The following is a 23837-nucleotide window of genomic DNA, read 5'->3' on the forward strand; positions in this document are numbered from 1 at the left end:
AATCGGGCCGCAGCTCGGCGACCATGCGGACAGCGCGCTCACGAAGCTCGCGCGGATACTTGCTGGGACGTCCCATGAGACAGATCCTTCCAAGGAATCATGTCTCCGGACATGCCGGGGCGAGTCATAGCAGGTCGCCCGGGGTTTGTGGGCTCTTCTCAGCTTTGCTTGGGCATGTGCGAAGTCCGCAGCCAGTCCGCAGGAAAGATAACCTGTGTAGTGAACTCGCCAGCACAGCTGACAGAGGTGCTGGCAGAAAAGCCGGATCAGATGGCACTAACGGCAGATGAGCGTCACCAGTGCCAGGCGGGCCCGACGTTCCGCTTCAACGTCTGAGCTCGATCGCAACGGCGTGACCCGAGACCACGATCCCGCCTGACGCGGGGATGTCGACGGTCAGCAGCCCCGGGCGCCCGACGTGCGCGCCCTGCTCGATGACGATCCTGCTCGGTACGTTCACAGCGCCGATCTCGCGCAGGTAGGCGCCGACCGCCGCCGCGGCCGAGCCCGTCGCGGGGTCCTCGGTGATGCGCCCCACCGGGAAGATGTTGCGCGCGACGAAGCGATCGTCGGCGGATCGATGGATGACGGTGATGGTCGCGGGCCAGCCCCGGGCATCCATCAACGCTCGCGCGGAGTCGGGGTCGAACGCGAACCCGTCGAAGGCGGCCCGATCGGCGATCGCGAGGACGGGGTGCGGGTTGCCCGCGTTCGCGATGCGGGGCGGAAGCTCGGGATCGAGTGCGTCCGGTGTGAGGCCGAGCAGGTGCAGGATCTCGGCGAGAGCGTCGTCTGCGAGGTTCGTGACGGTCGGAGGGATGCTGGTGAACGCAGCGCGGATGCCCTGGGAATCGCGTGAAACCAGGATCTCGACGGGTCCGACGCTCGTGGCGAAGCGGATGCTCCCGGTGCGTCCGCGCTCGGCCAGTGCGACGGCGGTCGCGACGGTCGCGTGCCCGCAGAACGGCACTTCGGCGATGGGGGAGAAGTAGCGGATGACGATCGAGCCGTCTTCGGCTTCGCCCGTCACGAAGGCCGTCTCGGCGTAGTCGACGTCGGCGGCGATGCGCTGCATCCACTCGTCGTCTCGTCCGCTCGCGTCGAGCACGACGCCCGCCGGATTGCCCCCGTCGGAGTGGGAGGAGAAGGCGGCGTAGCGGAGGATCTCGGGCGTAGGCACACCCACAGGCTAGGCCGATCTGCTTCGCGCATCGGGCGCCGATCGGGGATCCGTGGACCGTCACGAAGGCGTATAGCGTTGTCGGATGGAGTTCGCAGAGCGTCAGCGCATCAACGGCGCCATCGAGGCTGTTCGTGTGCGCCTCGACGAGTTCCTCTGGGCCGATGGTGCGGCCGATCGGCCGGACTGGGAACGGTTCGAGCACCCCGTCATCGTGCGGGGGACGCACGCCATCATCCCCTTGCTGGTCGCCACGGATCCCACGTCGGATGAGGACTTCTCCGAGATCATGCGGCTGCTCACTCCGGACTGGCTGTACTTCTACGGCGGACACGACTACCGGGTCGGCCGATTCGGGGAGGATGACGAGTGGGGCCGCCGTGTGCTGTCACGCGCGCTCGAAGCTCAAGGGCTGGACGTCACGTTCTGGTGGGAGATGAACACCCATGGCGTGATCCTCGCGTCAACGGTCAACCCCACTGATGGGTCGCGAGCGCTCGCCGTGCACGTCGTGCCGCGGGCATGGATCTTCGCCGGAAACCGGACCGTGCCCCACACCGCGCGTGACTTCGCCGACGCTCGGCGGGCCGAGCGTCGTGCCGCGGCAGCGGATCTGCACTGGACTCCGGAGGACATCGGGGCCACTCCTGCCGGATTGTGGGTGACCCACTCCGTCGGCTGAGCCGCCGCCCTCGACCTCGTCACCGACGGGGTAGCGCTCGCGCGCGAATGGGTGGATCGTGTCTGCCAGAAGCGTGATCGGATGACTCCGGCGCATCCGTCGGTCCGAACCGCGCGGTTGGGGCACATCATGAACAAGCGCATCACTGTCGCGTGTCTGATCACCGTCATCGCCGTGCCGATCGCGGCGATCGTGACCGCGGCGCCGGCCGTGGCGGCGACGGTCACGGTGACCACGACGGCCGACGTCGTCAACGGCGCCGACGGGCAGACCTCTCTCCGGGAGGCCCTGACGCAGGCGAACGCGGCGATGGATGCCACGACGATCGAACTCGCGGCATCCAGCACCTATTCGCTCACGCTCTGCGACGACGACGACGCCAATGCGGGGGGCGACCTCGACTACACCGGCAGCCAGTCGCTCACGATCGTCGGCAACGGCGCGACGATCCAGCAGACGTGCGCGGACGAGCGAGTGCTGGACGTGCTGGACAGTGCGCCCCAGGTGGATCTCGGTGAGCTGATCATCACGGGTGGCGACACGTTCGACGGGGCGGCGATCCGGTTCAACGGCGACGTCGATCTCGCGGACGTCACCGTGTCGGGGAACGACGCGGCTACGGGCTACGTGCTCAACAGCGGCGAGTTCGGCAGCGGATCGAGCATAGGTCTCGTGGACTCGATGCTGGGCCCGAACACGGGCACGGGGATTCGCGTCTCGTTCGGGGGCATCACTCTCGCGGGCTCGACGGTCACCCAGAACACCGGGCGCGGCATCGGCGCGATAGACGGTGCGCTGACCGTGACGGACTCGACGATCTCGCAGAACGGGCAGGGCGGCCTCTCGACGACGGGCCAGGGAGATGGCTTGCTCTCTTTCACCGGTTCGACGGCGAGCGACAACGGCGGTCCGGGCGTGTCCTGCTCCGCGTGCGGCGACCTCGTCGTGACGGACTCGACGATCTCGGGCAACGCGCCGGCCGGGTCGACGACCGGGGGCGGCATCATCTGGAGCGTGGATCAGGACCAGCCCGGCGAGGGCCGTACCGCGACGATCACCGGGAGCACGGTCTCGGGCAACATCCGCGTGGGCGCGGGCGGCGGGCTGTTCGTCGGGATCGTGGAGTTGACGGATGACCCGCCTCCTGCGCAGATCGTCGTGACCTCGTCGACCTTCAGCGGCAACTCCGCAACGGGGATGGATGGACGCGGCGGGGGAATCGCGGCCGCGACGGGCGAGGTGCGCATCGACAACTCGACTCTGTCGGGCAACACGGCCGCGACGACGGGCGGCGGGGTCTTCACGAGCACGGGCGACGTCTTCCTGCGGCACGCGACCGTCGCGGGCAACAGCGCCCCGACCGGCGCGAACGTCGGCACGGGCGAAGACCTCGACAGCTTCGGCTCGATCGTCGCCGACGGAGCGGGAGGAGGCGCCGACTGCGCCATCTCCGGCACCACGATCTCAGCCGGCTACAACGTCGGTGGGGACGCGTCCTGCGCTTTCGTCGGTGGTCCCGGCGATCAGTCGAACGTCGGCGATGTGCAGCTGGGCGGCCTCGCGGCGAACGGCGGCTCGACGCAGACGCGGCTCCCGGCAGGGACGAGCCCCGCGGGAGGCGCAGTGCCTGCTGCCGCGTGCACGGTGTTCGCGGTCGATCAGCGCGGATCGGTCCGCCCGGCCGGCGCGGACTGCGAAGCCGGATCGGTCGAGATCGTCGAAGTCTCGGTGCCGTCCTGCACCAAGACCGGCACCGCGGGCAACGACCTGCTGATCGGCGGGGGCGGGCCCGACGTCCTGTGCGGGCTCGGCGGTCGAGATGTGCTGTTCGGCGGAGGCGGCCCCGACCACCTGATCGGTGGGGACGGGAATGACCTGCTCTCCGGCGACGGCGGCGACGACCAGCTCGACGGCGGAGGCGGGGTCGATCTGCTGATCGGCGGATCGGGCGTCGACGATCTCGACGGCGGGCCGGGGAAGGACGTCTGCATCGACACGAGCATCTGGGTCTGCTGATCGCGATGGCGGCGCCCCGGGGTGCGCGGCGAGTCGAATGCCGGGATTCCAGCGTCCGCATTTCGTTATCTTTCTGTGATCGCCGGGATGCCCTTCCGACCGCTCCTTTGTCGGTGGCCATTCGTATCTTTGTTCTATGAAGTTCGCACCGTCGTCGACTCCCGATGCGCGGCTGCTCGCCGCGGCGTCAGCGGTCGCACGAGTGTGCGACGGTCGCCGTCTCGCCGATATCGTGGGGTCGCTCGACGATGACGATCTGCTCGATGCCATGCGGGATGCCGCAGCAGCGCGCGATGCGGCCGACGTCCTGCTCGCTGCCATGTCGGCTGAGGTCGGGCGTCGATCAGCGCGCGAGTTGGGGTACTCGGGATTGGCGCAGCGCAAGGGCCATCGGAATGTGACGTCGCTGGTGCAGAACATCACGGGGCAATCGCGAGGGGACGTCTTCAAGACGATCCGCGCCGGCGAAGACCTCGTCGCCCGTGTGGATCTGGAGCCGGATGCGGCGCTGTCGACCCCGGTGGCACCGCGGTGGCTGGAGCTGCTTCGGCGGGCGCTCGCGTCGGGGCAGGTCAGCCAGGCGCAATTCCATGCGATCCGGACCGGACTCGGCGAACCCCCCGTCGATCGCTATCCCGAACTGGATCCCGGCTTCCTCCCGGAGGCGTGGGCGAAGGCCGTGGAGATTCTTCTGACCGAGTCCGGCTCGACGCCTGTCGAGGAACTGCGGAACGCCGCCCGAACGGCGAGGGATCGGCTCGACCCGGTGGGCGTGACGCTGCGGTTCGAACAGCGCTTCCAGGCGAGGTCGCTCCGCACCTGGGTCGATGAGCAGGGGCAGCATCAGGCGCGGATCGTGTTCGACGACGAGGCTGCCGCCTGGGTGCACTCCATCCTGGGTGCGGCGCTGCGGCCGCGGCGCGGGCCGCGATTCGTCGGGACGGATGCCGCCGATGAGGCGACCAGCGCCCGGGTCGATGACCGCTCGAACGAGCAGCTGCAATACGACACGCTCATGGCGATCCTGCGCACGGGCGCGAACGCCGACCCCGGGCAAGCGTTCGGCGATCGACAGCCCGGTGTGCGGGTGATCGTCGAGGCAACCGCGATCACGGATGCCGGCGAGCGAGGCAGGATGCGCGTCAGCGGCGTCGGGCACCTCGAGGATTCCGGAGCGGCGCTTCCGGGCGGAGTCATCGAGAAGATGCTCTGCGACGCGGGCGCCACCGCTGTCGAATTGGACTCGTTCGGCCGTCCGCTGGACGTCGGTCGAGATCAGCGGCTGTTCACCAGGAAGCAGCGGATCGCGATCGCCGCTCGCGACGGCGGCTGTGTCTGGCCGTCGTGCGTCGCTCCGATCTCGCAGTGCGAGTTCCACCATTCGGATCACTGGTGGGCCGATCACGGGCGCACCGATGTGGACGACGGTGTTCCGCTCTGCCGCAGCTGCCATATGCGACTCCACAATCAGGGATGGCGGATCACGCGATCCCGCGATCCGCTGACCGGCTTGGGCTCGTACTGGCTGCATCCACCACCCGACCCGGTGACGGGCGAGGTCGACGATCCGATCGCGCTGAGGTCGAAGTCGCCGCGACGTTTCCAAGCTGCCTGAACGCGCCGCGAACCGGGGAGAGGTGTGTCCGGGGCGGGCGTCACGCGTTGGGTGGGAGCTCTCCCGGCCGAATACGCTGGAAGCACCCAGCATCGCGAGAGGACCCACCACGATGACCGACATCCAGACCTTCGAGCCCGAAGGCCGCGCGATCCCGTACGTCGTCGAGGGCGAAGGACCCGTGCCGCTCGTGCTCATCGCAGAGCCCGGGCAGGACGCACTGGGCGTCGTGGGCCACTATCTCGCCGAAGAGGCGGGATTCCACATCATCCGGATCGGCTACGGCCCTGGCGAGCGCTCGCTCGACGAGCGCGCGGACGACGTCATGGCGGTCATCGACCACCTCGGTCTCGACCACACGTGGATCGGCGGTCACGGCTTCGGCGGCACGGTTGCGCGCACGACGGTCGCAGCGCACCCCGATCGCGCGAACGGCCTCCTGCTGCTGGGCGTCGAAGACGTCGACATCCCGCTTCCTCCCGTGATCCCCGTGCTGATCGTGCAGGCGACGGATGACGCGGTCACCCCCGTCGCGAACGCCGAGGCCCTCCAGGCGACGGCTCCCGAGCGGGCGACCATCCGCTCGGTCGCGGGCGCCGGTCACCTCTTCCCGCTGACCCACATCATGGACACCGCGGTCTTCATCGAGGAGTACCTCGACTGGGACTGATTCCTTCGCTCGCTCGATAGGGTCGAGCCATGAGCTCACGCGCCACCGTCTCGGTCGTCATCCCCGCCTACAACGAGGAGGAGACAGTCGCCCGCTGCCTCGTCGCGCTCATCGAGCAGACCGAGCCGGCGGAAGAGATCCTCGTCGTCGACAACCGGTCGACGGACCGCACGCGGGAGATCGTCGAGGGATTGATCACGGCGTTCCCGGATGCCGGCATCCGGCTCAGCAGCCAGAATGACGAGCAGGGCATCACCCCGACACGCAACGCCGGATTCGACGCGGCCACCGGTGATCTGATCGGCCGCATCGATTCGGACTCCGTCGTGCAGGCGGACTGGGTCGAGCAGATGCGTGCCGCGTTCGCGGCGGAGCCGGAGGTCGCGGCGATCAGCGGGCCCGTGGACTACTACGACATGCCTCTGCGGTCGTTCGGCCTGCATGCGGACGACGCCGTGCGCAAGGCGACCGTCAAGCTCGCCGGTAAGTACGTGTTCCTCTTCGGGAGCAACATGGCACTGCGGGCGGGTGCTTGGGCCGCCGTACGCGACTCGGTGTGCCCCGATCGCGCAGACCTCATGCACGAAGATCTCGATCTGTCCGTCCACCTCGCGCTCGCGGGGCTCAAGGTCGGCTACGCGCCGGGCATGGTCGCCGGCATCTCGGCGAGGCGCCTCGATACGTCACCCCGCGACTTCCACTTCTACGTCGATCGGTTCGAACGCACGTATCGCGCGCACGACATCCATGATCCGGGCGCCCTCGCCCCGATGGCCGTGCTGCTCGGGATCTACCCGATGCTGCACGTGCAGCGAAAGGTCGAACACCGCATCGAGGAGCGCCGGCACGCGACCGCCGACTGAGCCGCGGACCGTGAGAATGGACTCATGACCGCAACCCTCGTCGCGCGCGGCGTCGCCGGCGGCCATGGCCATCGCACGCTCTTCGAGTCGCTCGATCTGACCGTCGCCCCCGGTGATGTCGTGGGCGGCGTGGGTGTCAACGGCGCCGGCAAGTCGACCCTGCTGCGCCTGCTCGCGGGGATCGACCGACCGCCGGCGGGCACGATCTCGCTCGCGCCGGCCGACGCGTTCGTGGGCTGGCTCCCGCAGGAGCACGAGCGCATCGAGGGCGAGACGGTCGCCGCGTACATCGCGCGACGCACGGGGTGCGCGCAGGCGACGGCGGAGATGGATGCCGCAGCCACCGCGCTCGGCGATCCCACGGCATCCGGTGCGGACGACGTCTACTCCGCTGCCCTCGAAAGATGGCTCGTGAGCGGCGCGGCCGACCTCGACGATCGCATCCCGGTCGTGCTCGCCGACCTCGGCTTCGACGTCGGCGAGTCGGCCCTCATGACGACCCTCTCGGGTGGCCAGGCCGCCCGCGCGGGCCTCGCCGCGCTGCTGCTCAGCCGGTTCGACATCGTGCTGCTCGACGAGCCGACCAACGACCTCGACATCGACGGGCTCGAGCGCCTCGAGGCGTTCGTGCGTGGCCTCCGCGGCGGGGTCGTGCTCGTCAGCCACGACCGCGAGTTCCTCGCGCGCTGCGTGACCCGCGTGCTCGAACTCGACCTCGCGCAGCACTCGAACCGCGTCTACGGCGGCGGCTACGACGCGTACCTCGAAGAGCGCGCGACCGTGCGGCGGCACGCGCGCGAGGCGTACGACGAGTTCGCCGAGAAGAAGGCCGACCTCGTCGCCCGTGCACGCACGCAGCGCGAGTGGTCGAGTCAGGGCGTGCGCAATGCGATGAAGAAGTCGCCCGACAACGACAAGATCCGGCGCAAGGCGTCCATGGAATCGAGCGAGAAGCAGGCGCAGAAGGTCCGGCAGATGGAGAGCCGCATCGCGCGGCTCGACGAGGTCGAGGAGCCCCGCAAGGAATGGCAGCTCGAGTTCACGATCGGCGCGGCGCCGCGTTCCAGCACCGTGGTGTCCACCCTCTCCGATGCCGTCTTCCGGCAGGGCTCGTTCACGCTCGGGCCTGTGTCGGTGCAGGTCAACGCGGGGGAGCGCATCGGCATCACGGGTCCGAACGGCGCGGGAAAGTCGACGCTTCTGCGCGCACTGCTCGGCACGCAGCATCCCGATTCCGGCACCGCCTCGCTCGGGGCCAACGTGCAGATCGGCGAGATCGATCAGGCACGGTCGCTCTTCGTCGGAACGCGGCCGCTCGCGGCCGCGTTCGCCGACCTCGTGCCTGCACTCGACGCGGCCGAGGTGCGGACGCTCCTGGCGAAGTTCGGGCTCAAGGCCGATCACGTGCTGCGCCCGGTCGACGAGCTCTCGCCGGGGGAGCGGACGCGCGCGGCGCTCGCTCTGCTGCAGGCGAGGGGCGTCAACGTCCTCGTCCTCGATGAGCCGACGAACCACCTCGACCTGCCCGCGATCGAGCAGCTGGAACAGGCGCTCGAGTCGTACGAGGGAACGCTCCTGCTCGTGACGCACGATCGGCGGATGCTGCAGGCCGTCCGCACCGATCGGCGGTGGCGCGTCGAGGCCGGCGCCGTGACGGAGCTCTGAGTCCGGCTCAGTCGGCGGACTCTTCTGCGTCGTCCGCCTCGGGCATCATGTCGTCCAGCTCGCCCCCGATGACACCGATGCCGACGGCTTCGTGACTGGGCTCGGGGTCCTTCGAGGCATCCTTCTTCGGCTCTTCGCCGGGGTCCTTCTCGGTGCTCGGCTCCTCGAGGTCCTTCGTGTCAGGAGTCTTCTCGGCGTCTTCGTCAGGCATGGGGTCTCCTCCGGTCGAGATCCAGCGTCGCCCGACCGGCGAGAAGGAGCCAAGGGGTTGACAGCGCCGCTCAGTCGAACTGCGCGGCCGTCGCGCGCGGGTACTCGCCGTGCGCGAGCTTCACGAGGTGCGCGTGCGCGTACTCGCACACGAGCGCGTGGCGATAGACCATGCGGGGCACGTCGACGTTCGAGTCCATCCACAGGCTCATGCCCGCGAGCTTCCAGTGCCGGAAGGTGTCGTCGCCCGTGATGACGGCGAGGATCTCGAGGAACGAGTCGTCGAAGCGGATGCTGTGCACGGCGCGTCGGTACTCCTCGACCGTCAGCGCCATCGAGAACGGGATGTTCATGAAGCACAAGGCGGTCTGGATGTCGAGGCGGATGAGCCGGCGGTGGTGCCGCTCCGCGTCGAGGCGCGGGATGTCGAGCTGGCTCCAATCGAAGGAGGCGGGCGGCATCAGCTCGATGCCGTCGAGCGCGATGAGCACGTCGTAGACGTTGACGTCGTGCTCGACCACGGCGGAGTCCCCGAGCTCCGAGAGCGATTCGGGGCGGAGCGTGACGGGATCCATCGTCGTCGCGGTGTTGCGGATGATGAAGTTCACGAGGTTCGTCTCGACGACGAAGTGGCGGATGAGCAGCTCGACCGCGTCGGGCGAGACGAAGTTCCGCAGGAACCACACGCACAGGGTGTCCATCGTGTGCAGCGTCATCCAGCGGAACGGGAGCACGCGCTTGACGACCGAGATGATCGCGACCAGCACCCGGGACAGCACACGTGCGAGCGGGTAGATCCAGCGACGCGAGAGCCGACGCTGATCGTTGATGATCTGCCGCACGACGGAGCGGTCGAGAGGTACCGACGGGTCGGAGTAGATCGCCTCCCACATGCTCGGGTCGGACTTCACGTATTCGGGCACGCGCACGAACTCCGTGACCTTGTCGGGCACCGCCGCGAGGTCGGGGAGCTTCGGGAACGACGGCATGTCAGCGATCCAGCTCTTCCAGCTGCAGCGCGTACAGACGTGCGACGACCTCCGCGCAGCGCACGACCTCGTTTTCGTCGTCCTCGGTCAGCAGGCCCGACTCGAGGATCGTCTCGAGGCCGCCCGTGTGCTGCGCGTCGGCCTCCTGGTGGTAGGTCATGAACCGCACCTGGGCGTCGGCGAGCCCGAGCACCTCCTGGAATCGCGCGGCCCAGCCGGCCGCGCGCCGTGCGCCGAGGCCTTCGATGATGAACATCGCGCCGAGGAGTCCTGTCGGGTTGGGGCGGTCGGCGTACGTGAACATGTACCCCGAGAGCGCTTCGGAGCCGAGGTTCTTCCGCCCCGCTCGGAGTTCGTCGAGCGAGCCGCCGATCGCGACATAGTCGCGCTCGATCATCAGGTAGTCGCGATGCTCCTCCTCCGCGTGTCGGATCGCCGCCGCCCGCAGCTCGAAATGCGGGATGTCGAAGTTGGATGCCGCGCGCGAGATCCACGGCGAGCCGTCGACGACCTGCTGGCGCAGGTTGAACAGCAGCCGCTCGTAATCGCGGAGCGTGACGGTGCCGTCGGCGAGGCGCGCGAGCACGGGCACGCGGGTGAGCCGGTCTTCGAAGTCGGCCCACACATCGGCGAGGCGGTCCGCGAGTGTAGCGGTGGCAGTGGTGCTCATGAGGGGGCTCCTTCTGGTGGGGCGACGACGGTCAGATGTGCGAAGGCGAAAGAGAAGCGACCCGACTCGGGCACGGCGAGGAGGATCGTCTCGCCGGGCTGGAACCTGCCCGTGAGCCACGCCTCCTCGAGGGCGATGAAGATGCTCGCCGACCCCGTGTTGCCGCGCGTCTCGAGATTCGAGTACCACCGGTCGGTGTCGAGGGTCGGGATGCGGCGCTGCAGCGCCTCGAAAGCGACATCGCGGAAGAGGTTGGTGCTGTAGTGGCACACGACGTGGTCCAGGTGCTTCACGTCGACCAGGCCGATGTCGACGAGCTCCTCGAACTGCGCGATGCCCGCCTGCGCGAGGTCGTCGAGGTCGCCGACATCCTGCCGCAGCACGAACATGCCGGCCGCCTGCGCGTCGTCGACGGGCACGTCCTGCCACGTTCCGCCGACCGCGGGCTCATCGCCCGCCATGCCCGCCCGCATGCAGACGTCGTGCTCGTGGGCGAGCGACACCTGCCGCACCCAGTCCACGCGCAGCGAGGGACGCGAAGGATGGGGCTGGAACTCGACGATCACCGCCCCGGCGCCGTCCGACAGCATCCACCGCAGGAAGTGGGCGTCCATGCCCGCCCGCACGCCGTCGAAGCGGCGCTGGCGCAGGCTGCGGCTCGACAGCTCGGATCCGACGACGGCGGCGCGAGGATGATCGCCCAGCCGGATCTTGCTGACCGCGGCATCGAGCGCCGAAAGACTCGACGCGCACACCCCCGACGCGGACAGCACCTGCATCGGCCCGCCGCCGAGACGCCCGTGCACCATCGACCCGAAGCCCGGCACGAGGACGTCGCCCATCGTCGTCGCGCACGCGAGCATGCGGAGGTCGGATGCCGCGATCCCGCGGTCGTCGAGGGCGGCGCGGAGCGCCTTCACGGCGAGCTCCTCGTTGAGCTCGGTGGGCTCGCCGTGCTCATCAAGCGCGTAGTGCCGCTGCCGGATGCCGTTGTCCGCGAGGATGCGGCGGCGGATCCGCTCGGTCACGGCATCCTCTCCGCCGAGGCGCGCGACGATGCCGTCGTTGTCGACCGGATCACCCGGCAGGTAGCTGCCGAAGCCGGTCAGATATGCGGTCGCGGTCGCTGGCATGCGTCGAGACTAGGCGACCTCGGTGACGTGGAACCGAGAGTTGTCGGAATCTTCCAAGAACGCATGAGCGTCACGGAATATGACTACTCGACGAGCTTGCCCGCCACCGAGACCTCGTCGCGCATCAGGGCGGCGATCTCGTCGGGGATCGGCGCGATCGACTCACGGGTCACTCCCGTGGAAGGCGACCACACGAGGTTCACCTGCAGAGCGGGATCGGTCTCGGGGAAGTCGCTGCGGTTGTGGCATCCTCGGGTCTCACGACGCTCGAGAGCGGCCTCGAGCGTCGCGCGAGCTGCGAGCGCCGCGGACTTGAGATCGAACGCGTGCGCGAGGTCGTGGAACCCGGCGATGTCGGGATGCACGCCGATGTCGGCCATGCGCGCCTCGATCGCGTCGAGCTCGGCGAGACCCGTGAGGAGGCCCTGCTCGTCGCGCACGACGCCCGCGTGCTCGGTCATCGTGTCGCGGATCGCGCGCTGCAGGGCGCGGACGTTCTCGGTTCCGGATGCCGCGAGCAGCGCCGCGATCTCCTGACGGGCGACCTCGACCGCTGCGGCCGATCGCGTCTGGGCCGGAAGTGCCGCCGAGTACTCTGCTGCCGCCTGGCCGACGATCCGGCCGAACACGAGCAGCTCGATCAGCGAGTTGCCGCCCAGGCGGTTCGCGCCGTGCAGGCCCGACGACGCCTCGCCGATCGCGTAGAGCCCGGGCACGTCGGTCGAGTGGTCCTCCGACCGCACCCACACGCCACCCATCGAGTAGTGCGCCGTCGGTGCGATCTCGATCGGCTCCTTCGTGATGTCGAGCATCTGCAGCTCGAGCATCGTCTGGTAGACGCGGGGGAGGCGGGTCATGATCGTCTCGCGGGGGAGGTGCGAGACATCCAGCCACACACCGCCGTTCGCTGTGCCGCGTCCTTCCTTGATCTCGGTGTAGCACGCAAGCGCGACGCGGTCTCGGGTCGAGAGTTCGAGACGCTCAGGGTCGTATTCGTGCATGAAGCGCTCGCCGAGTCCGTTGCGCAGGATCCCGCCTTCGCCGCGGGCCGCCTCCGAGATGAGCGTGCCGGCTGCCGACTCCGGCTCGATGATGCCGCTGGGGTGGAACTGCACGAGCTCGGGGTCGCGCAGGCGTCCGCCCGCTTCGACGGCGAGCCGGAACGAGTCGCCGGTGTTCTCGTCGCGACGCGACGACGTGCGCCGCCAGATGCGGTTGTGTCCGCCGGCGGCGAGGATGACGGCGTCCGCATGGATCAGGTAGCGCGTGCCGTCCTCGAGATCGAAGCCGTACGCGCCGAAGACCGCGCCGTCGTCGTTCACGAGGATGCGCGTGACGTAGACGGTGTCGAGGATCGGGATGCGCAGCTGCGCGGCTCGGTTGATCAGCGTGCGCTGGATCTCGAGGCCGGTGTAGTCGCCGGCGAACGCGGTGCGGCGGTAGGTGTGCGCGCCGAAGAAGCGCTGCGAGATGCGGCCGTCGTCCTCGCGGGCGAAGGGCATGCCGTAGCGCTCCAGGTCGTCGATCCCGCGCGAGGCGCCGGAGGTCACGATCTCGACGGTGTGCGGGTCGGCGAGCAGATAGCTCTCCTTCAGCGTGTCGGCGGCGTGCTGCTGCCACGAGTCCTCGGCATCCATCGTCGCGAGCGCGGCGTTGATGCCGCCCGCCGCGAGGGAGGTGTGCGCGTCGGACTTCGGTCGCTTGCCGAGAGCCAGTACGTCGATTCCGGCCTCGGCGAGCTCGATCGCGGCACGAAGCCCTGATCCGCCCGTCCCGATGACGAGGACGGACGTGGACAGGCGGCGTTCGGGAGTGGTCATCCCTCCACGGTAGGTTCGCGGCATCCATTACTCCAATGCATCTTCTCGCTCGATTCGATAGCCTTTCTGCATGAACCTCGATCAACTGCGTGGATTCGTCGCCGTCGCGCAGACGGGCAACTTCACGCGAGCGGCCGAGCAGCTCTACCTCGCCCAGCCGTCCCTGAGCCGCCAGATCTCGGCCCTCGAACACGATCTCGGAACCGTGCTGTTCGATCGCGTGCGTTCCGGAAGTACGCTCACCGCGTCGGGCGACGCGCTCCTGCCGCTCGCGCGCCGCATGCTCGCCGACGCCGACGCGGTGCGGCACACGCTCGATGAGCTCGCCGGGCTCCGGCGCGGGCGCGTGCGCCTCGGCGCGACGCCGACGCTCTGCGTGAGCCTCGTCGCCGAAGTGCTGAGCGACTTCCATACGGCACACCCGGCGATCGAGCTCCACATCTCCGAGCAGGGGTCGCGCCGCCTGCTCGACGAGCTCGACGCCGGCGAGCTCGACCTCGCGCTCATCACGACGTCCGATGCCGAGGCGTCCGATCGCTTCGCCGTCGCACGCCTGCTCGTCGAGGAGCTCGTCGTCATCTCGGCGTCGGCGGAGCCGCCGATCACGGCGGGCGACAGCATCCGTCTCGAAGACGTCGCGCGATTGCCGCAGGTCGTCTTCAGCCCGTCGTACGACCTTCGTGCCACGACGGATGCCGCGTTCCTCGCCGCGGGGCTGACGCCGCACGCGATCGTCGAGGGAGTGGAGATGGATGCCGTGCTGCGCTTCGTCGAGCGCGGACTCGGCGTCGCGATCGTGCCCGCGATGGTGCTGATCGAGCGGCCCGGGCTGCGCTCCGTGCGCCTGTCGGACCCGACGCTCAGGCGCACGATCAGCATCGCCCGCATCGCCGGAATCGAACAGAGCGCCGCCGCGACCGTCATGCAGGCCACGATCGCCCGCACGGCGACGACGCTCGCGGGCCGGATGAGCGAGACGATGCGCCTCGCGTGACGATCCACGACACACTGGTTCGATGACCGCCTTCGATCCGCGCGGGTACGCCGACGACGCCCCGCTGTTCGCCGCGTGGCTGCGCTACATGGCCGACGTGCGCGGCGACCGGATGCGACCCTTCAGCATCCCGGGGCACAAGCACCGCACGGACCTCGTCGGTGACCTCATCGTCGGCGACGTCCCGATGCTCGCCGGCCTCGACACGATGAAGCAGGATAAGGGACTGCTCGCCGACGCCGAGTCCCGCGCCGCGACGGCGTGGGGCGTCGATTGGTGCCGCTTCTCGGTGAACGGCTCGAGTCACGCGAATCAGGCGTCGGTGCTGGCGCTGGGGCGGCCCGGTCAGAGCGTCGTCGTCTCGCGTACCCTCCACCGGTCTGTGCTGCTCGGCATCGTGCTCGCGGGCCTGCGTCCCGTGTGGGTGAGTCCGTCCATCGACCCCGTGACCGGTCTGCCCGGCGCGGTGCCGGCGGAGGCCGTCGAGGCGGCCCTCCGGGCGAACCCCGACGCCTGCGGTATGCTCATCGGCGATCCCTCCTACGTCGGAACGCAATCGGACGTCCCCGCGCTCGCCGACGTCTCGCACGCCTTCGACGTGCCTCTGGTGGTGGATGCCGCGTGGGCGGCGTACTTCGGATTCTCGACGCGCGTGCCCGCGCACGCGCTCGCGCTCGGTGCGGATGCCCTCATCACCAGCGCGCACAAATCGCTGCCCGCGTGGAGCCAGTCGGCGCTCCTCCTCGCCCGCACGACGCGGTCGGGTGGTCTGCTCGATCCCGACCGGCTCGAGCGGGCGTTCGATGCCTCCCTCACGACGAGCTCGTCGGGCGCGATGCTCGCGAGCATCGATGCATCCCGAGCCCTCCTCGAACGTGACGGTGAAGAGCTGGTCGGGCGACTCGTCGACCTCGTGGCGGATGCCCGCGCACGCCTGTCGGGCGTGCCCGGCCTCGCTGTGCTGACCGACCACGACGACGTGCGGGTGGATCCCGCGAAGCTCGTCGTCCTGCTGGCCGGGACCGGCGCACACGGGCACGCCGTCGAGGCCGATCTGCTCGAGCACGGCATCACGCTCGAGATGGCCGACCGCGACGTCCTCGTGCCGATGATCACGATCGCGGATGACACGGCATCCATCGATGTCCTCGTCGAGAAGCTCACGGACGCCGTCGAGCGTCGTCGCGGCGTGGCCCGGCGGATCACGCCCTCCGCGGCATGGAGCGTGCGCGCCGAGACCGCGCTCGATCCGCGAGCGGCGTTCTTCGCGCGACACGAGACGATCGACGCGGATGCCGCGATCGGCCGCGTCTGCGCCGAGCTCATCGCGCCGTACCCGCCCGGGGTCCCGGTGCTCGCTCCCGGCGAGATCGTCACGCGCGAGGCGCTGGACGCCCTCCGTGCCACGCGTGCGGACGGCGGTCGCATCGCCTATGCGGCGGATGCCACGCTCGCGACGATCCAGGTGGTCGCGGTCGACGGGTGATCGTGCGGGGCGCTTGTCAAGGCGGCGACGACGGGCGGTGCGCCCCGTAGCGTCGTAGGCAGCCGGACGCACGCTCCGGGGCCTGGAACGGATCGCTGTGACCCTGGATATCGCCGTCATCTGGAACCCGACGAAGACCGATCGCGAGACGCTCGAGAGCGGCTTGGCCGCGGCATCCGATCCCGACGACGGCGCCCGCGTGCGGTGGTGGGAGACGAGCGAGGACGACCCCGGTCAGGCGGTCGCGAAGGAGGCCGTCGAAGCCGGCGCGAACCTCCTCATCGTGGCCGGCGGCGACGGCACCGTGCGCGCGGTCTCGGAGTATCTCGCCGATGCGCAGAACGATGTCGAGCTCGCGATCGTGCCGCTGGGCACCGGCAATCTGCTGGCGCGCAATCTCGAGGTGCCGATCAACGACGTTCCGGCTGCGTTCACCCGCGCTCTGGGCGGGCCGGCACGTGCGATCGACGTCGGCTGGGTCGACGTCGATCTCGAGAAGGGCGGCGAGCGTCACGCCTTCGTCGTCATGGTGGGCTTCGGCATCGACGCGCACATGATCGCCGAGACCGACGACGACCTCAAGGACAAGGCGGGGTGGCTGGCCTACGTCGAGTCGCTCGGACGTGCCCTCGACGCGAGCGAGGTCGTGCCGTTCCACATAACGAAGGACGACGAACCGGCGCGCGACGAAAAGGGGCACACGCTCCTCATCGGCAACTGCGGCATGATCCAGGGCGGGATCACCCTCCTGCCCGACGCGGATCCGTCCGACGGCGAGCTCGACTACCTCGTGCTGAGCGCCGAGGGCGTCGGGGAGTGGGTCGGCACTCTCAAGACGATGGTGTGGGACAACGGACTGAAGAAGGTCTTCGACAGGGCTGCCGACACGGCGAGCACGGATGCCGTCAACCACGGTCGTGCGCGCAAGCTCGAAGTCACGCTGCCCGATGCCCGCGCGTTCGAGATCGACGGCGAGGAGATCGGCGAGACGCGCTCGTTCACGGTGAGCATCCAGCCCTCCGCGATCCGCGTGCGCTGACCGGAGACTCCCAGCCCCGCGCCGCCGGAGCCGGAGCCGGAGTAGACTGCGGAACGGATGTCCTGGACCCCGTCATCCGAGCGGCGCGGAGCGCGTCGCCGGTTCGACGACAGGGTCCCGTCATGTCCACCATCAATCCTCCGCTCGCCGTCCGTGCCACCGGGCGAACTGAGAACCCGTACACCGCGCTGTCGAAGGCGATCACCGCCAGCGGACTCATGCGCCGGCGCTATGGCTACTACTGGACGCGGCTCGTCGCCGCGCCCCTCGCGCTCGCCGCGCTGCTCGTCGCGTTCGTGCTGATCGGTGAGACGTGGTGGCAGCTCGTGACGGCCGCCGTGCTCGCGATCGCGTTCACGCAGGTCGCGATGCTCGGCCACGACGCGGCGCATCGACAGATCTTCCGATCCGGGCGCTGGAACGACTGGATCACGCTCGTCATCGGCAACCTGCTGGTGGGCATGAGCTATGGCTGGTGGCAGCACAAGCACACGATCCATCACGCGAACCCGAACAAGATCGGATCCGATCCCGACATCGATCTGCCGGTCATCGCGGTCACCGCCGATCAGGCGGCACGTCGCCGCTCGGGGCCGCTGTCGTGGGTCATGGCTCATCAGGGCCTGTTCTTCTTCCCGATCCTGCTGCTCGAGGGCCTCTCGCTGCACGCCTCGAGCGTGCGGCGCGTCTTCTCGCGGGCGCCCCTGCGCCGTCGCACGGTCGAGACGATCTTCCTCGCTGTGCGGCTCGTCGGGCTGCCGCTGCTCGTCTTCATGGTGCTGTCGCCGGGCATCGCGTTCGCGTTCCTGGGCGTGCAGCTCGGCCTCTTCGGCGTCTACATGGGTATGGCCTTCGCGCCGAACCACAAAGGCATGCCCCTCGTGCCTGCGGGCGTGAAGCTCGACTTCCTCCGCCGGCAGGTGCTGATGAGCCGCAACATCCGCGGCAGTCGTCTGCTCGACACCGCGATGGGCGGTCTCAACTACCAGATCGAGCACCACCTGTTCCCGTCGATGCCACGGCCGCACCTGCGCGAGGCGTCGGGCATGATCGCCGCCTTCTGCCGCGATCACGACGTGACGTACACGCAGACCGGACTGTGGCAGTCCTACGGCATCGTCGTGAGATACATCAACCGGGTCGGGCTCGGTGAGCGCGACCCGTTCGAGTGCCCGCTTCTGCAGCATCGCTCGACGATCTAGGGTGTGACGCGTCCCGCGATGATCTCGGCCGCGACGGCCGCGAGCCGCGACTGCGTCGAGCGCGCATAGGAGCGGATGCGGGTGAACGCGGCATCCATGTCCAGCCCCTGCTTCTGCGCCAGGTACCCCTTCGCCTGCTCGATGAGCACGCGGCTGTCGAGCGCCCGCTGGAGCTGGGCTTGAGCGATTCCGGATTCCTCGACCAGCCGCTGCTGCAGAATGCTGATCGTCGCGATGTCGGCGAGAGCGCGCGCCGCCGCGGCATCCGGTGCGTTCAGTTCGCCGGTCTGCTCGCGGAACAGGTTGAGCGAGCCGAGCGTCGCATCGCGCAGTCGTAACGGGATCGAGTGGACGGATGCGAAGCCCCACGATCGAGCATCCTGTGCGAACGCGGGCCAGCGCTCGTCAGCACTGTCGAGATCCGCGACCGAGATGACGCGACCCGTCGCGACCGCCTCGACGCACGGCCCTTCGCCGACTCTCAACTGCATCAGCTCGAGGAGCTCGGTGCGATGGCTCGTGGAGGCGATGACCTCGAGCGTCCCGGTCGGGCCGCGGAGGAGAATCCCGGCCGCAGCCGCATCGAACAGGACGATGCATTCGTCGACGAGGTGCTGCAGCACGTCGACGACGTCGAAGTCATCCACGAGCGAGTCCGCGAGGGCGACGAACGTCCTGACGAGACGCTGCTCGCGCGTCAGCGCCGCCATGACGTCAGTGTAGAACCGGCTTCACTGCAGGCAGAACTCGTTCCCCTCGGGATCGGCCATCTGGTAGTAGTGCTCGGGCCACGGGCCCCACGACTGGTCCACCAGGCGCACCACCGAAGCCCCGAGCGCGACGAGGCGATCCTTCTCTGCCTCGAGCTCCTCGTTCGTCGGGGCGCGGCCGGGCGTCGCGCCGATGTCGAGATGGATGCGGTTGCGACCGCTCTTCTCCTCTGACGCGTGGTGGAAGAACAGTCGCGGACCTTCGCCCGCGGGGTCTTCGGCGAGACCGCGCTTGTTCAGATCGTCCTCCGTCAGCCCCGACGCGAGCAGCTCGGCCTTCAGCTCGCCTTCGAACCTCTGCTCGGGGTAGCCGAAGACGCCGCACCAGAAGCGCGCGAGCGCGACGGGATCGTTCGCATAGAACGTGATGTTGCCGAGTCCGGCCATGAGAAACCTCCTGCGCGTCAGTCTCGAGGATGCCTCGGACATCCCTTCCGCGCACGCCCGTTGACGTGCCCGGAGGGCTGCGCTACGCGGCGAGCTCGGCGGCCTTGCGCAGCCACGGAAGCGGATCCGACGCGTGGTAGACCCGCTCGACGGGCTCGATGTTGTCGAGGAACAGCTGGTAGATGAGCGCCTGGCGCAGCGCGCCGACGGGCTCGAGCAGCGCGAGGGCGCGCTCGGGGTCGCTGCCGGGTGCAGCCGTGCGCCAGGCCTCCATCCAGTGCGCCGTCGCGGCGGCGGAGGCCGTGGCATCCATCCTCTGCACGAAGGCGGGCACGTCGTGCAGCGGATGCCCCCACCCGCTGTCTCCCCAGTCCAGCAGCGTGAGCGACCCCGCAGTCCCGCGCAGGTTGCCGGGGTGGAAGTCACCGTGCACGAGCGTCTCCGGTATGCCGCAGTCCTCGACCGCTCGCGCCGTCGAGCCGAGTCCGTCGATGATCCGCTGCACGGTGCGACGGTGCTCCTGCGAGAGCTCGGGAGTCGCGTCGAGCGCGCGCTGCGCTCCCGGACCGAGATCGGCGACCGACCACGACGGCAGGTCGGGCAGCGACGAGCGCTCGACGTCGGACTGCATCGCGACGAGCAGGTCGATCATGCGCAGCGCGTCGGGCAACGACGGCTCGTACAGGTCGACACCGGGGATGTCCGCGAGCAGCGTGACGCCGTCGGCACGCGCGATCACGCGCGGCACCGGGTGACCGGCGAGTGCCTCGAGCACCGCGCCCTCGTGGGCGAAGAACGGCGGCACGGCCTTGAGCCACGCGCTGCCCGCGTCGGTGGGGAGCCGCCAGAGGCTCGAGAGGTTCCACGACCGCACCTGCACAGGAGCACCCGTGACGCGGACACCGGATGCCGCGAGCGCCGTCGTCGCCCAGTCCAGCTGAGCGGCGGGACCGCCCGGCTTCGCCCACGGCATCCGCAGTGGCTCATCGGCGAACAGCGTCGCATCGACCGGATCGAGCGCGAGCACCGGCTCCGCCGCGACCTCGGCGGCGTAGATCTGGTGGTGCAGGCCGCCGGACTTCACGGTCTCGGCGAGGCGCAGGATGACGACCTCGAGCCCCCACGCCTCGCGCGCCGCGGAGACGAGGGCCGCGGCATCCGTCCACCACGTCCCGTCGGCGAAATCGAGCGCGGGCGTGAGGCCTAGCGGCGTGCCGTCGTGCAGACACAGGGCGAGACGGATGCGGCGGGCACTCACGCCGTCACTGTATCTCCGACCCGGGCTCGCGGCGTCCGTGCGAGCTCACGCAGGGCCGAGCACGGCCGCGACGATGCGGGCGGCGTCGCCCGGCTCGCGAGGTGCGCGGCTGAGCGCGCGCAGCACGATCGCCCCGACGAGCGTCTCGCTGAGCTCTTCGAAGGGAGCGCCCGGCGTGAGGTTGGGCGCTGTGCCGATGGATGCCTCGAGCCGCCCGACGATCGACTCGGACCCGGCGAGGCTCTCGCGGATGCGTCGGCCGATGTCGGCGTTCTCGGCCGCGGCGGCGATGATCGAGCGCAGGAGCGTCTCGCCCTGCGGTTCGGCGAGAAGGGTCAGGACGGCGTCGACCCACGCGGTGAGGTCGGCGCGGATATCGCCGGTGTCGGGCGGCGCGAGGCGGTGGGGGAGCAGCATCCCCTCGACGAGGCATTCGGCCACGAGGGCGCTCTTCGACCCCCACCAGCGGTAGATCGTCTGCTTGCCGACAGCCGCTTCGGCGGCGATGCCCTCGATCGTCAGGTGGTCGTACCCCCGCGCGGCGAACTGGCGCGCTGTCGCCTCGAGGATCGCGAGCCGCACGCCTTCGCTGCGCACGGGGCCCGTGCGACGAGGGGGAGCGGCGGCGGTCATCCGGTCATCCTACGTCGTCTCGAGCGAGACGAGACGTTGCGTATCATCTAGGAGGACGATCGAAAGGGCACGACGTGGCCGAGCTGCTGTACCGACTGGGATCCTTCGCCGCGCGCCGCGCCTGGATCGTGATCTTCGGCTGGGTCGCGATCCTCGCGATCGCGGTCGGCGGATTCCTCATCGGGTTCAAAGGACTCACGTCGAGCTTCGACGTGCCGGGAACGGCGTCCGGCGACGTCATCTCCGAACTCGAGGACAAGCTGCCCGAGTACGGGGGAGCGGCAGGCACGGTCGTCTTCGCGACGGAGGACGGCTCCGCCCTCACCGCCGAGCAGCGGGCCGCGATCAGTGCGCTCGTCGCGTCGAGCGACGACCTGCCCGACGTGACCGACGTCATCGACCCCTTTTCGACCGAGCAGGAGCGCGCCGATCGTCAGCAGCAGATCGACGACGGCCGCACGCAGATCGAGGATGCCCGGGCGCAGCTCGACGCGGGCCAGGAGCAGCTGGATGCCGGAGTCGCCCAGCTCGACGCGGCACAGGCCCAGCTCGATCAGGCTCTGGCATCCGGGATCCCCGCCGACCAGCTCGCGCCGCAACAGGCGCAGATCGATGCGGGCAGGGCGCAGCTCGATGCCGAGCAGACGAAGATCGACGACGGGCGAGCGGAACTCGAGATGCAGAGCGCCCAGCTCGAGCAGGGCGCCGAACTGCTGAGTCTGGCCGACGGCATCCGGGTCGTCTCGGAGGACGGGTCCACGGCCCTCGTCAACGTCGCGTTCAGCGAGCCGCGCCTCGAGCTGCAGGAGGCCTCGAAGCAGGCCGTCGTCGAGCACTTCGAGTCAGAGCCGATCGACGGGGTCGAGGTGTCGTTCTCGACCGAGATCTCGCAGGGCGTTCCGCAGATCCTCGGCGTCGGAGAGGTCGTGGGTGTCGCGCTCGCAGGCGTCATCCTCATCGTGATGCTGGGCTCGCTGCTCGCGGCATCCTTCCCCCTCATCACCGCCATCCTCGGCGTCGCGGTCGCGGCGCTCTCGACCCTCGCCTTCTCGGGCGTCGTGCAGATGGCCTCGGTCACGCCCGTCCTGGGCGTCATGCTCGGCCTCGCGGTCGGTATCGACTACGCGCTCTTCATCATCTACCGCCATCGCAAACAGCTGCTGCAGGGCGTCGAGGTCACCGACTCGATCGCCCTCGCGAACGGCACGGCCGGCAACGCCGTCGTCTTCGCAGGATCCACGGTCATCATCGCGCTGTTCGCCCTCAACGTCACGGGCATCCCGTTCCTCGGTCTCATGGGGACGGTCGGCGGCATCGCCGTCGCGATCGCCGTGCTGATCGCGATCACCCTCACGCCGGCGCTGCTGGGGGCTGCGGGCACGCGGATCCTCTCGCGCCGAGCGCGGGCGAAATTGGCGACGGATGCGGTGGCCCCGCCCGCCGTGAAGCCCATGCCCACGTGGCGTGCGGTCGTGACCTCGCTCGTCGCGGTGCTCGCGCTGCTCGTCATCGCGATCCCGTCGCTGTCGATGCGCCTCGGGCTGCCCGACGGTTCGTCGGAACCCGCGGACTCGTCGGCCTACCAGGCGTTCACGACGACGGCGAAGGCCTTCGGCGAAGGCGCGAACGGAACGCTGCTCGTGACGGCGGAGCTGTCGGGAGGCCAGAGCGACGACGAGATCCTCGCTGCGCAGCTCGAGATCGCGCGTCTGCTCGCGGGCGAGGACGATGTCGTGGCGGTCGCTCCGATCGCCGTGTCGGACGACGGCGAGCTCGCCGCCTTCCAGGTCGTGCCGGCGGAAGGTCCGACGAGCGAGTCCACCGACGCGCTCGTGCGCGACCTGCGCGGTCTCGAGTACGGCGGCGAACCGCTCGGCGTCGCGGGTCAGGCGGCGATCAACATCGACATCTCCGAAGCGCTCGCCGACGTGCTGCCGCTCTACCTGTCGGTCGTGATCGGCCTGTCGTTCCTCATCATGATCATGGTGTTCCGCTCGCTGCTCGTGCCGCTCATCGCGACGGGCGGGTTCATCCTGTCGCTGTTCGCGACCTTCGGCGCGATCACGGCGGTGTTCCAGTGGGGGTGGGGTGCCGAGGTCTTCGGGATCCACAGCACCGGGCCTGTGCTGAGCTTCCTGCCCGTGATCCTCGTCGGCATCCTATTCGGGCTCGCGATGGACTACCAGCTCTTCCTCGCGACCGGCATGCGCGAGGCGTACGTGCACGGCTCGCCCGCGCGACTCGCCGTCGCGCAGGGCTTCCGGGCGGGCCGAAGCGTCGTCATCGCGGCAGGGCTCATCATGGTCGCCGTGTTCTCGGGCTTCATCACGTCGGAATCCACCATCATCAAGTCACTCGGCTTCGGGCTCGCGCTCGGCATCCTGCTCGACGCGTTCCTCGTGCGGATGCTGCTCATGCCGGCGCTCATGCACCTGCTCGGTCGCTCGGCGTGGTGGCTGCCGAAATGGCTGGACCGGGTCATCCCGAACGTCGACGTCGAAGGCGCGAACCTGGAGCGCACGCACCCGCCGCACCACACCTCGTGAGTGTCGGTC

The 23837-nt window shown here is 69.3% G+C and carries 21 protein-coding genes; 11 read left to right on the forward strand and 10 right to left on the reverse strand.

From position 1 onward, the window contains the following. Window positions 1-325 precede the first annotated feature (325 nt). The gene (locus MA876_RS17370; RefSeq protein WP_248152550.1) at window positions 326-1180 is read right to left on the reverse strand and encodes a PhzF family phenazine biosynthesis protein; all 855 of its coding nucleotides are present in this window, start codon (window positions 1178-1180) and stop codon (window positions 326-328) included. 85 nt (window positions 1181-1265) lie between these two features. On the opposite strand from MA876_RS17370, the gene MA876_RS17375 reads away from it, so the two are divergent. The 6 genes from MA876_RS17375 to MA876_RS17405 all read left to right on the forward strand — a co-directional run bounded on the left by MA876_RS17375 (window position 1266) and on the right by MA876_RS17405 (window position 8691). Beyond that, a complete protein-coding gene (locus tag MA876_RS17375; RefSeq protein WP_248152552.1) occupies window positions 1266-1862 on the forward strand; it encodes a hypothetical protein in 597 nt (198 codons plus the stop codon). A 129-nt stretch (window positions 1863-1991) separates the two neighbouring features. Beyond that, window positions 1992-3878 carry a right-handed parallel beta-helix repeat-containing protein gene (locus MA876_RS17380; RefSeq protein WP_275563328.1) on the forward strand — a complete coding sequence of 629 codons (1887 nt, stop codon included), beginning with the start codon at window positions 1992-1994 and terminating at the stop codon, window positions 3876-3878. 136 nt (window positions 3879-4014) lie between these two features. Continuing rightward, a complete protein-coding gene (locus MA876_RS17390; RefSeq protein WP_248152554.1) occupies window positions 4015-5493 on the forward strand; it encodes an HNH endonuclease signature motif containing protein in 1479 nt (492 codons plus the stop codon). A gap of 112 nt (window positions 5494-5605) precedes the next feature. Beyond that, a complete protein-coding gene (locus MA876_RS17395) occupies window positions 5606-6163 on the forward strand; it encodes an alpha/beta fold hydrolase (RefSeq protein ID WP_248152557.1) in 558 nt (185 codons plus the stop codon). A 29-nt stretch (window positions 6164-6192) separates the two neighbouring features. Next, a complete protein-coding gene (locus MA876_RS17400) occupies window positions 6193-7026 on the forward strand; it encodes a glycosyltransferase family 2 protein (protein WP_248152559.1) in 834 nt (277 codons plus the stop codon). A 24-nt stretch (window positions 7027-7050) separates the two neighbouring features. Further along, on the forward strand, window positions 7051-8691 hold the full coding sequence (locus MA876_RS17405) for an ABC-F family ATP-binding cassette domain-containing protein (RefSeq protein ID WP_248152561.1): 1641 nt from the start codon (window positions 7051-7053) through the stop codon (window positions 8689-8691). A 7-nt stretch (window positions 8692-8698) separates the two neighbouring features. Here MA876_RS17405 and MA876_RS17410 read toward each other — a convergent pair whose 3' ends face one another. From MA876_RS17410 to MA876_RS17430, 5 genes are all read right to left on the reverse strand, one after another. Beyond that, a complete protein-coding gene (locus tag MA876_RS17410) occupies window positions 8699-8902 on the reverse strand; it encodes a hypothetical protein (RefSeq protein ID WP_248152563.1) in 204 nt (67 codons plus the stop codon). A gap of 70 nt (window positions 8903-8972) precedes the next feature. Next, window positions 8973-9890, reverse strand: a complete 918-nt coding sequence (locus MA876_RS17415) for a DUF6999 family protein (RefSeq protein WP_248152565.1) — start codon at window positions 9888-9890, stop codon at window positions 8973-8975. A 1-nt stretch (window position 9891) separates the two neighbouring features. Continuing rightward, window positions 9892-10560 (reverse strand): iron-containing redox enzyme family protein, encoded by a 669-nt coding sequence (locus tag MA876_RS17420; RefSeq protein WP_248152567.1) that lies wholly within the window; start codon window positions 10558-10560, stop codon window positions 9892-9894. Then, complete coding sequence (locus tag MA876_RS17425; protein ID WP_248152568.1) at window positions 10557-11693, reverse strand: 3-oxoacyl-[acyl-carrier-protein] synthase III C-terminal domain-containing protein; 1137 nt, start codon at window positions 11691-11693, stop codon at window positions 10557-10559. The genes MA876_RS17420 and MA876_RS17425 overlap by 4 nt, the downstream gene beginning before the upstream one ends. Window positions 11694-11776: 83 nt before the next feature. Further along, window positions 11777-13513, reverse strand: a complete 1737-nt coding sequence (locus MA876_RS17430) for an L-aspartate oxidase (protein WP_248152569.1) — start codon at window positions 13511-13513, stop codon at window positions 11777-11779. 70 nt (window positions 13514-13583) lie between these two features. On the opposite strand from MA876_RS17430, the gene MA876_RS17435 reads away from it, so the two are divergent. The 4 genes from MA876_RS17435 to MA876_RS17450 all read left to right on the forward strand — a co-directional run bounded on the left by MA876_RS17435 (window position 13584) and on the right by MA876_RS17450 (window position 18234). Continuing rightward, a complete protein-coding gene (locus MA876_RS17435) occupies window positions 13584-14507 on the forward strand; it encodes a LysR family transcriptional regulator (protein ID WP_248152570.1) in 924 nt (307 codons plus the stop codon). 22 nt (window positions 14508-14529) lie between these two features. Then, window positions 14530-15993 (forward strand): aminotransferase class I/II-fold pyridoxal phosphate-dependent enzyme, encoded by a 1464-nt coding sequence (locus MA876_RS17440; RefSeq protein ID WP_248152571.1) that lies wholly within the window; start codon window positions 14530-14532, stop codon window positions 15991-15993. A 97-nt stretch (window positions 15994-16090) separates the two neighbouring features. Further along, window positions 16091-17032, forward strand: coding sequence for a diacylglycerol/lipid kinase family protein (locus tag MA876_RS17445; RefSeq protein WP_248152572.1), 942 nt, complete (start codon window positions 16091-16093; stop codon window positions 17030-17032). Between the two features lie 122 nt (window positions 17033-17154). Continuing rightward, window positions 17155-18234, forward strand: coding sequence for a fatty acid desaturase family protein (locus tag MA876_RS17450; protein ID WP_248152573.1), 1080 nt, complete (start codon window positions 17155-17157; stop codon window positions 18232-18234). Here MA876_RS17450 and MA876_RS17455 read toward each other — a convergent pair. From MA876_RS17455 to MA876_RS17470, 4 genes are all read right to left on the reverse strand, one after another. Then, a complete protein-coding gene (locus MA876_RS17455; RefSeq protein WP_248152575.1) occupies window positions 18231-18944 on the reverse strand; it encodes a GAF and ANTAR domain-containing protein in 714 nt (237 codons plus the stop codon). The genes MA876_RS17450 and MA876_RS17455 overlap by 4 nt on opposite strands. Before the next feature lie 21 nt (window positions 18945-18965). Further along, window positions 18966-19391, reverse strand: a complete 426-nt coding sequence (locus tag MA876_RS17460) for a VOC family protein (RefSeq protein ID WP_248152582.1) — start codon at window positions 19389-19391, stop codon at window positions 18966-18968. A gap of 82 nt (window positions 19392-19473) precedes the next feature. Further along, entirely contained in the window at window positions 19474-20649 is a 1176-nt protein-coding gene (locus MA876_RS17465; RefSeq protein ID WP_248152585.1) for an aminoglycoside phosphotransferase family protein, read from the reverse strand. A 45-nt stretch (window positions 20650-20694) separates the two neighbouring features. After that, window positions 20695-21282 (reverse strand): TetR/AcrR family transcriptional regulator, encoded by a 588-nt coding sequence (locus MA876_RS17470; protein WP_248152588.1) that lies wholly within the window; start codon window positions 21280-21282, stop codon window positions 20695-20697. A 74-nt stretch (window positions 21283-21356) separates the two neighbouring features. On the opposite strand from MA876_RS17470, the gene MA876_RS17475 reads away from it, so the two are divergent. Continuing rightward, on the forward strand, window positions 21357-23828 hold the full coding sequence (locus tag MA876_RS17475) for an MMPL family transporter (protein ID WP_248152590.1): 2472 nt from the start codon (window positions 21357-21359) through the stop codon (window positions 23826-23828). Window positions 23829-23837: the final 9 nt, after the last annotated feature.

It is taken from the genome of Microbacterium aoyamense, from assembly GCF_023155855.1.
Classification (GTDB): Bacteria; Actinomycetota; Actinomycetes; order Actinomycetales; family Microbacteriaceae; genus Microbacterium; species Microbacterium aoyamense.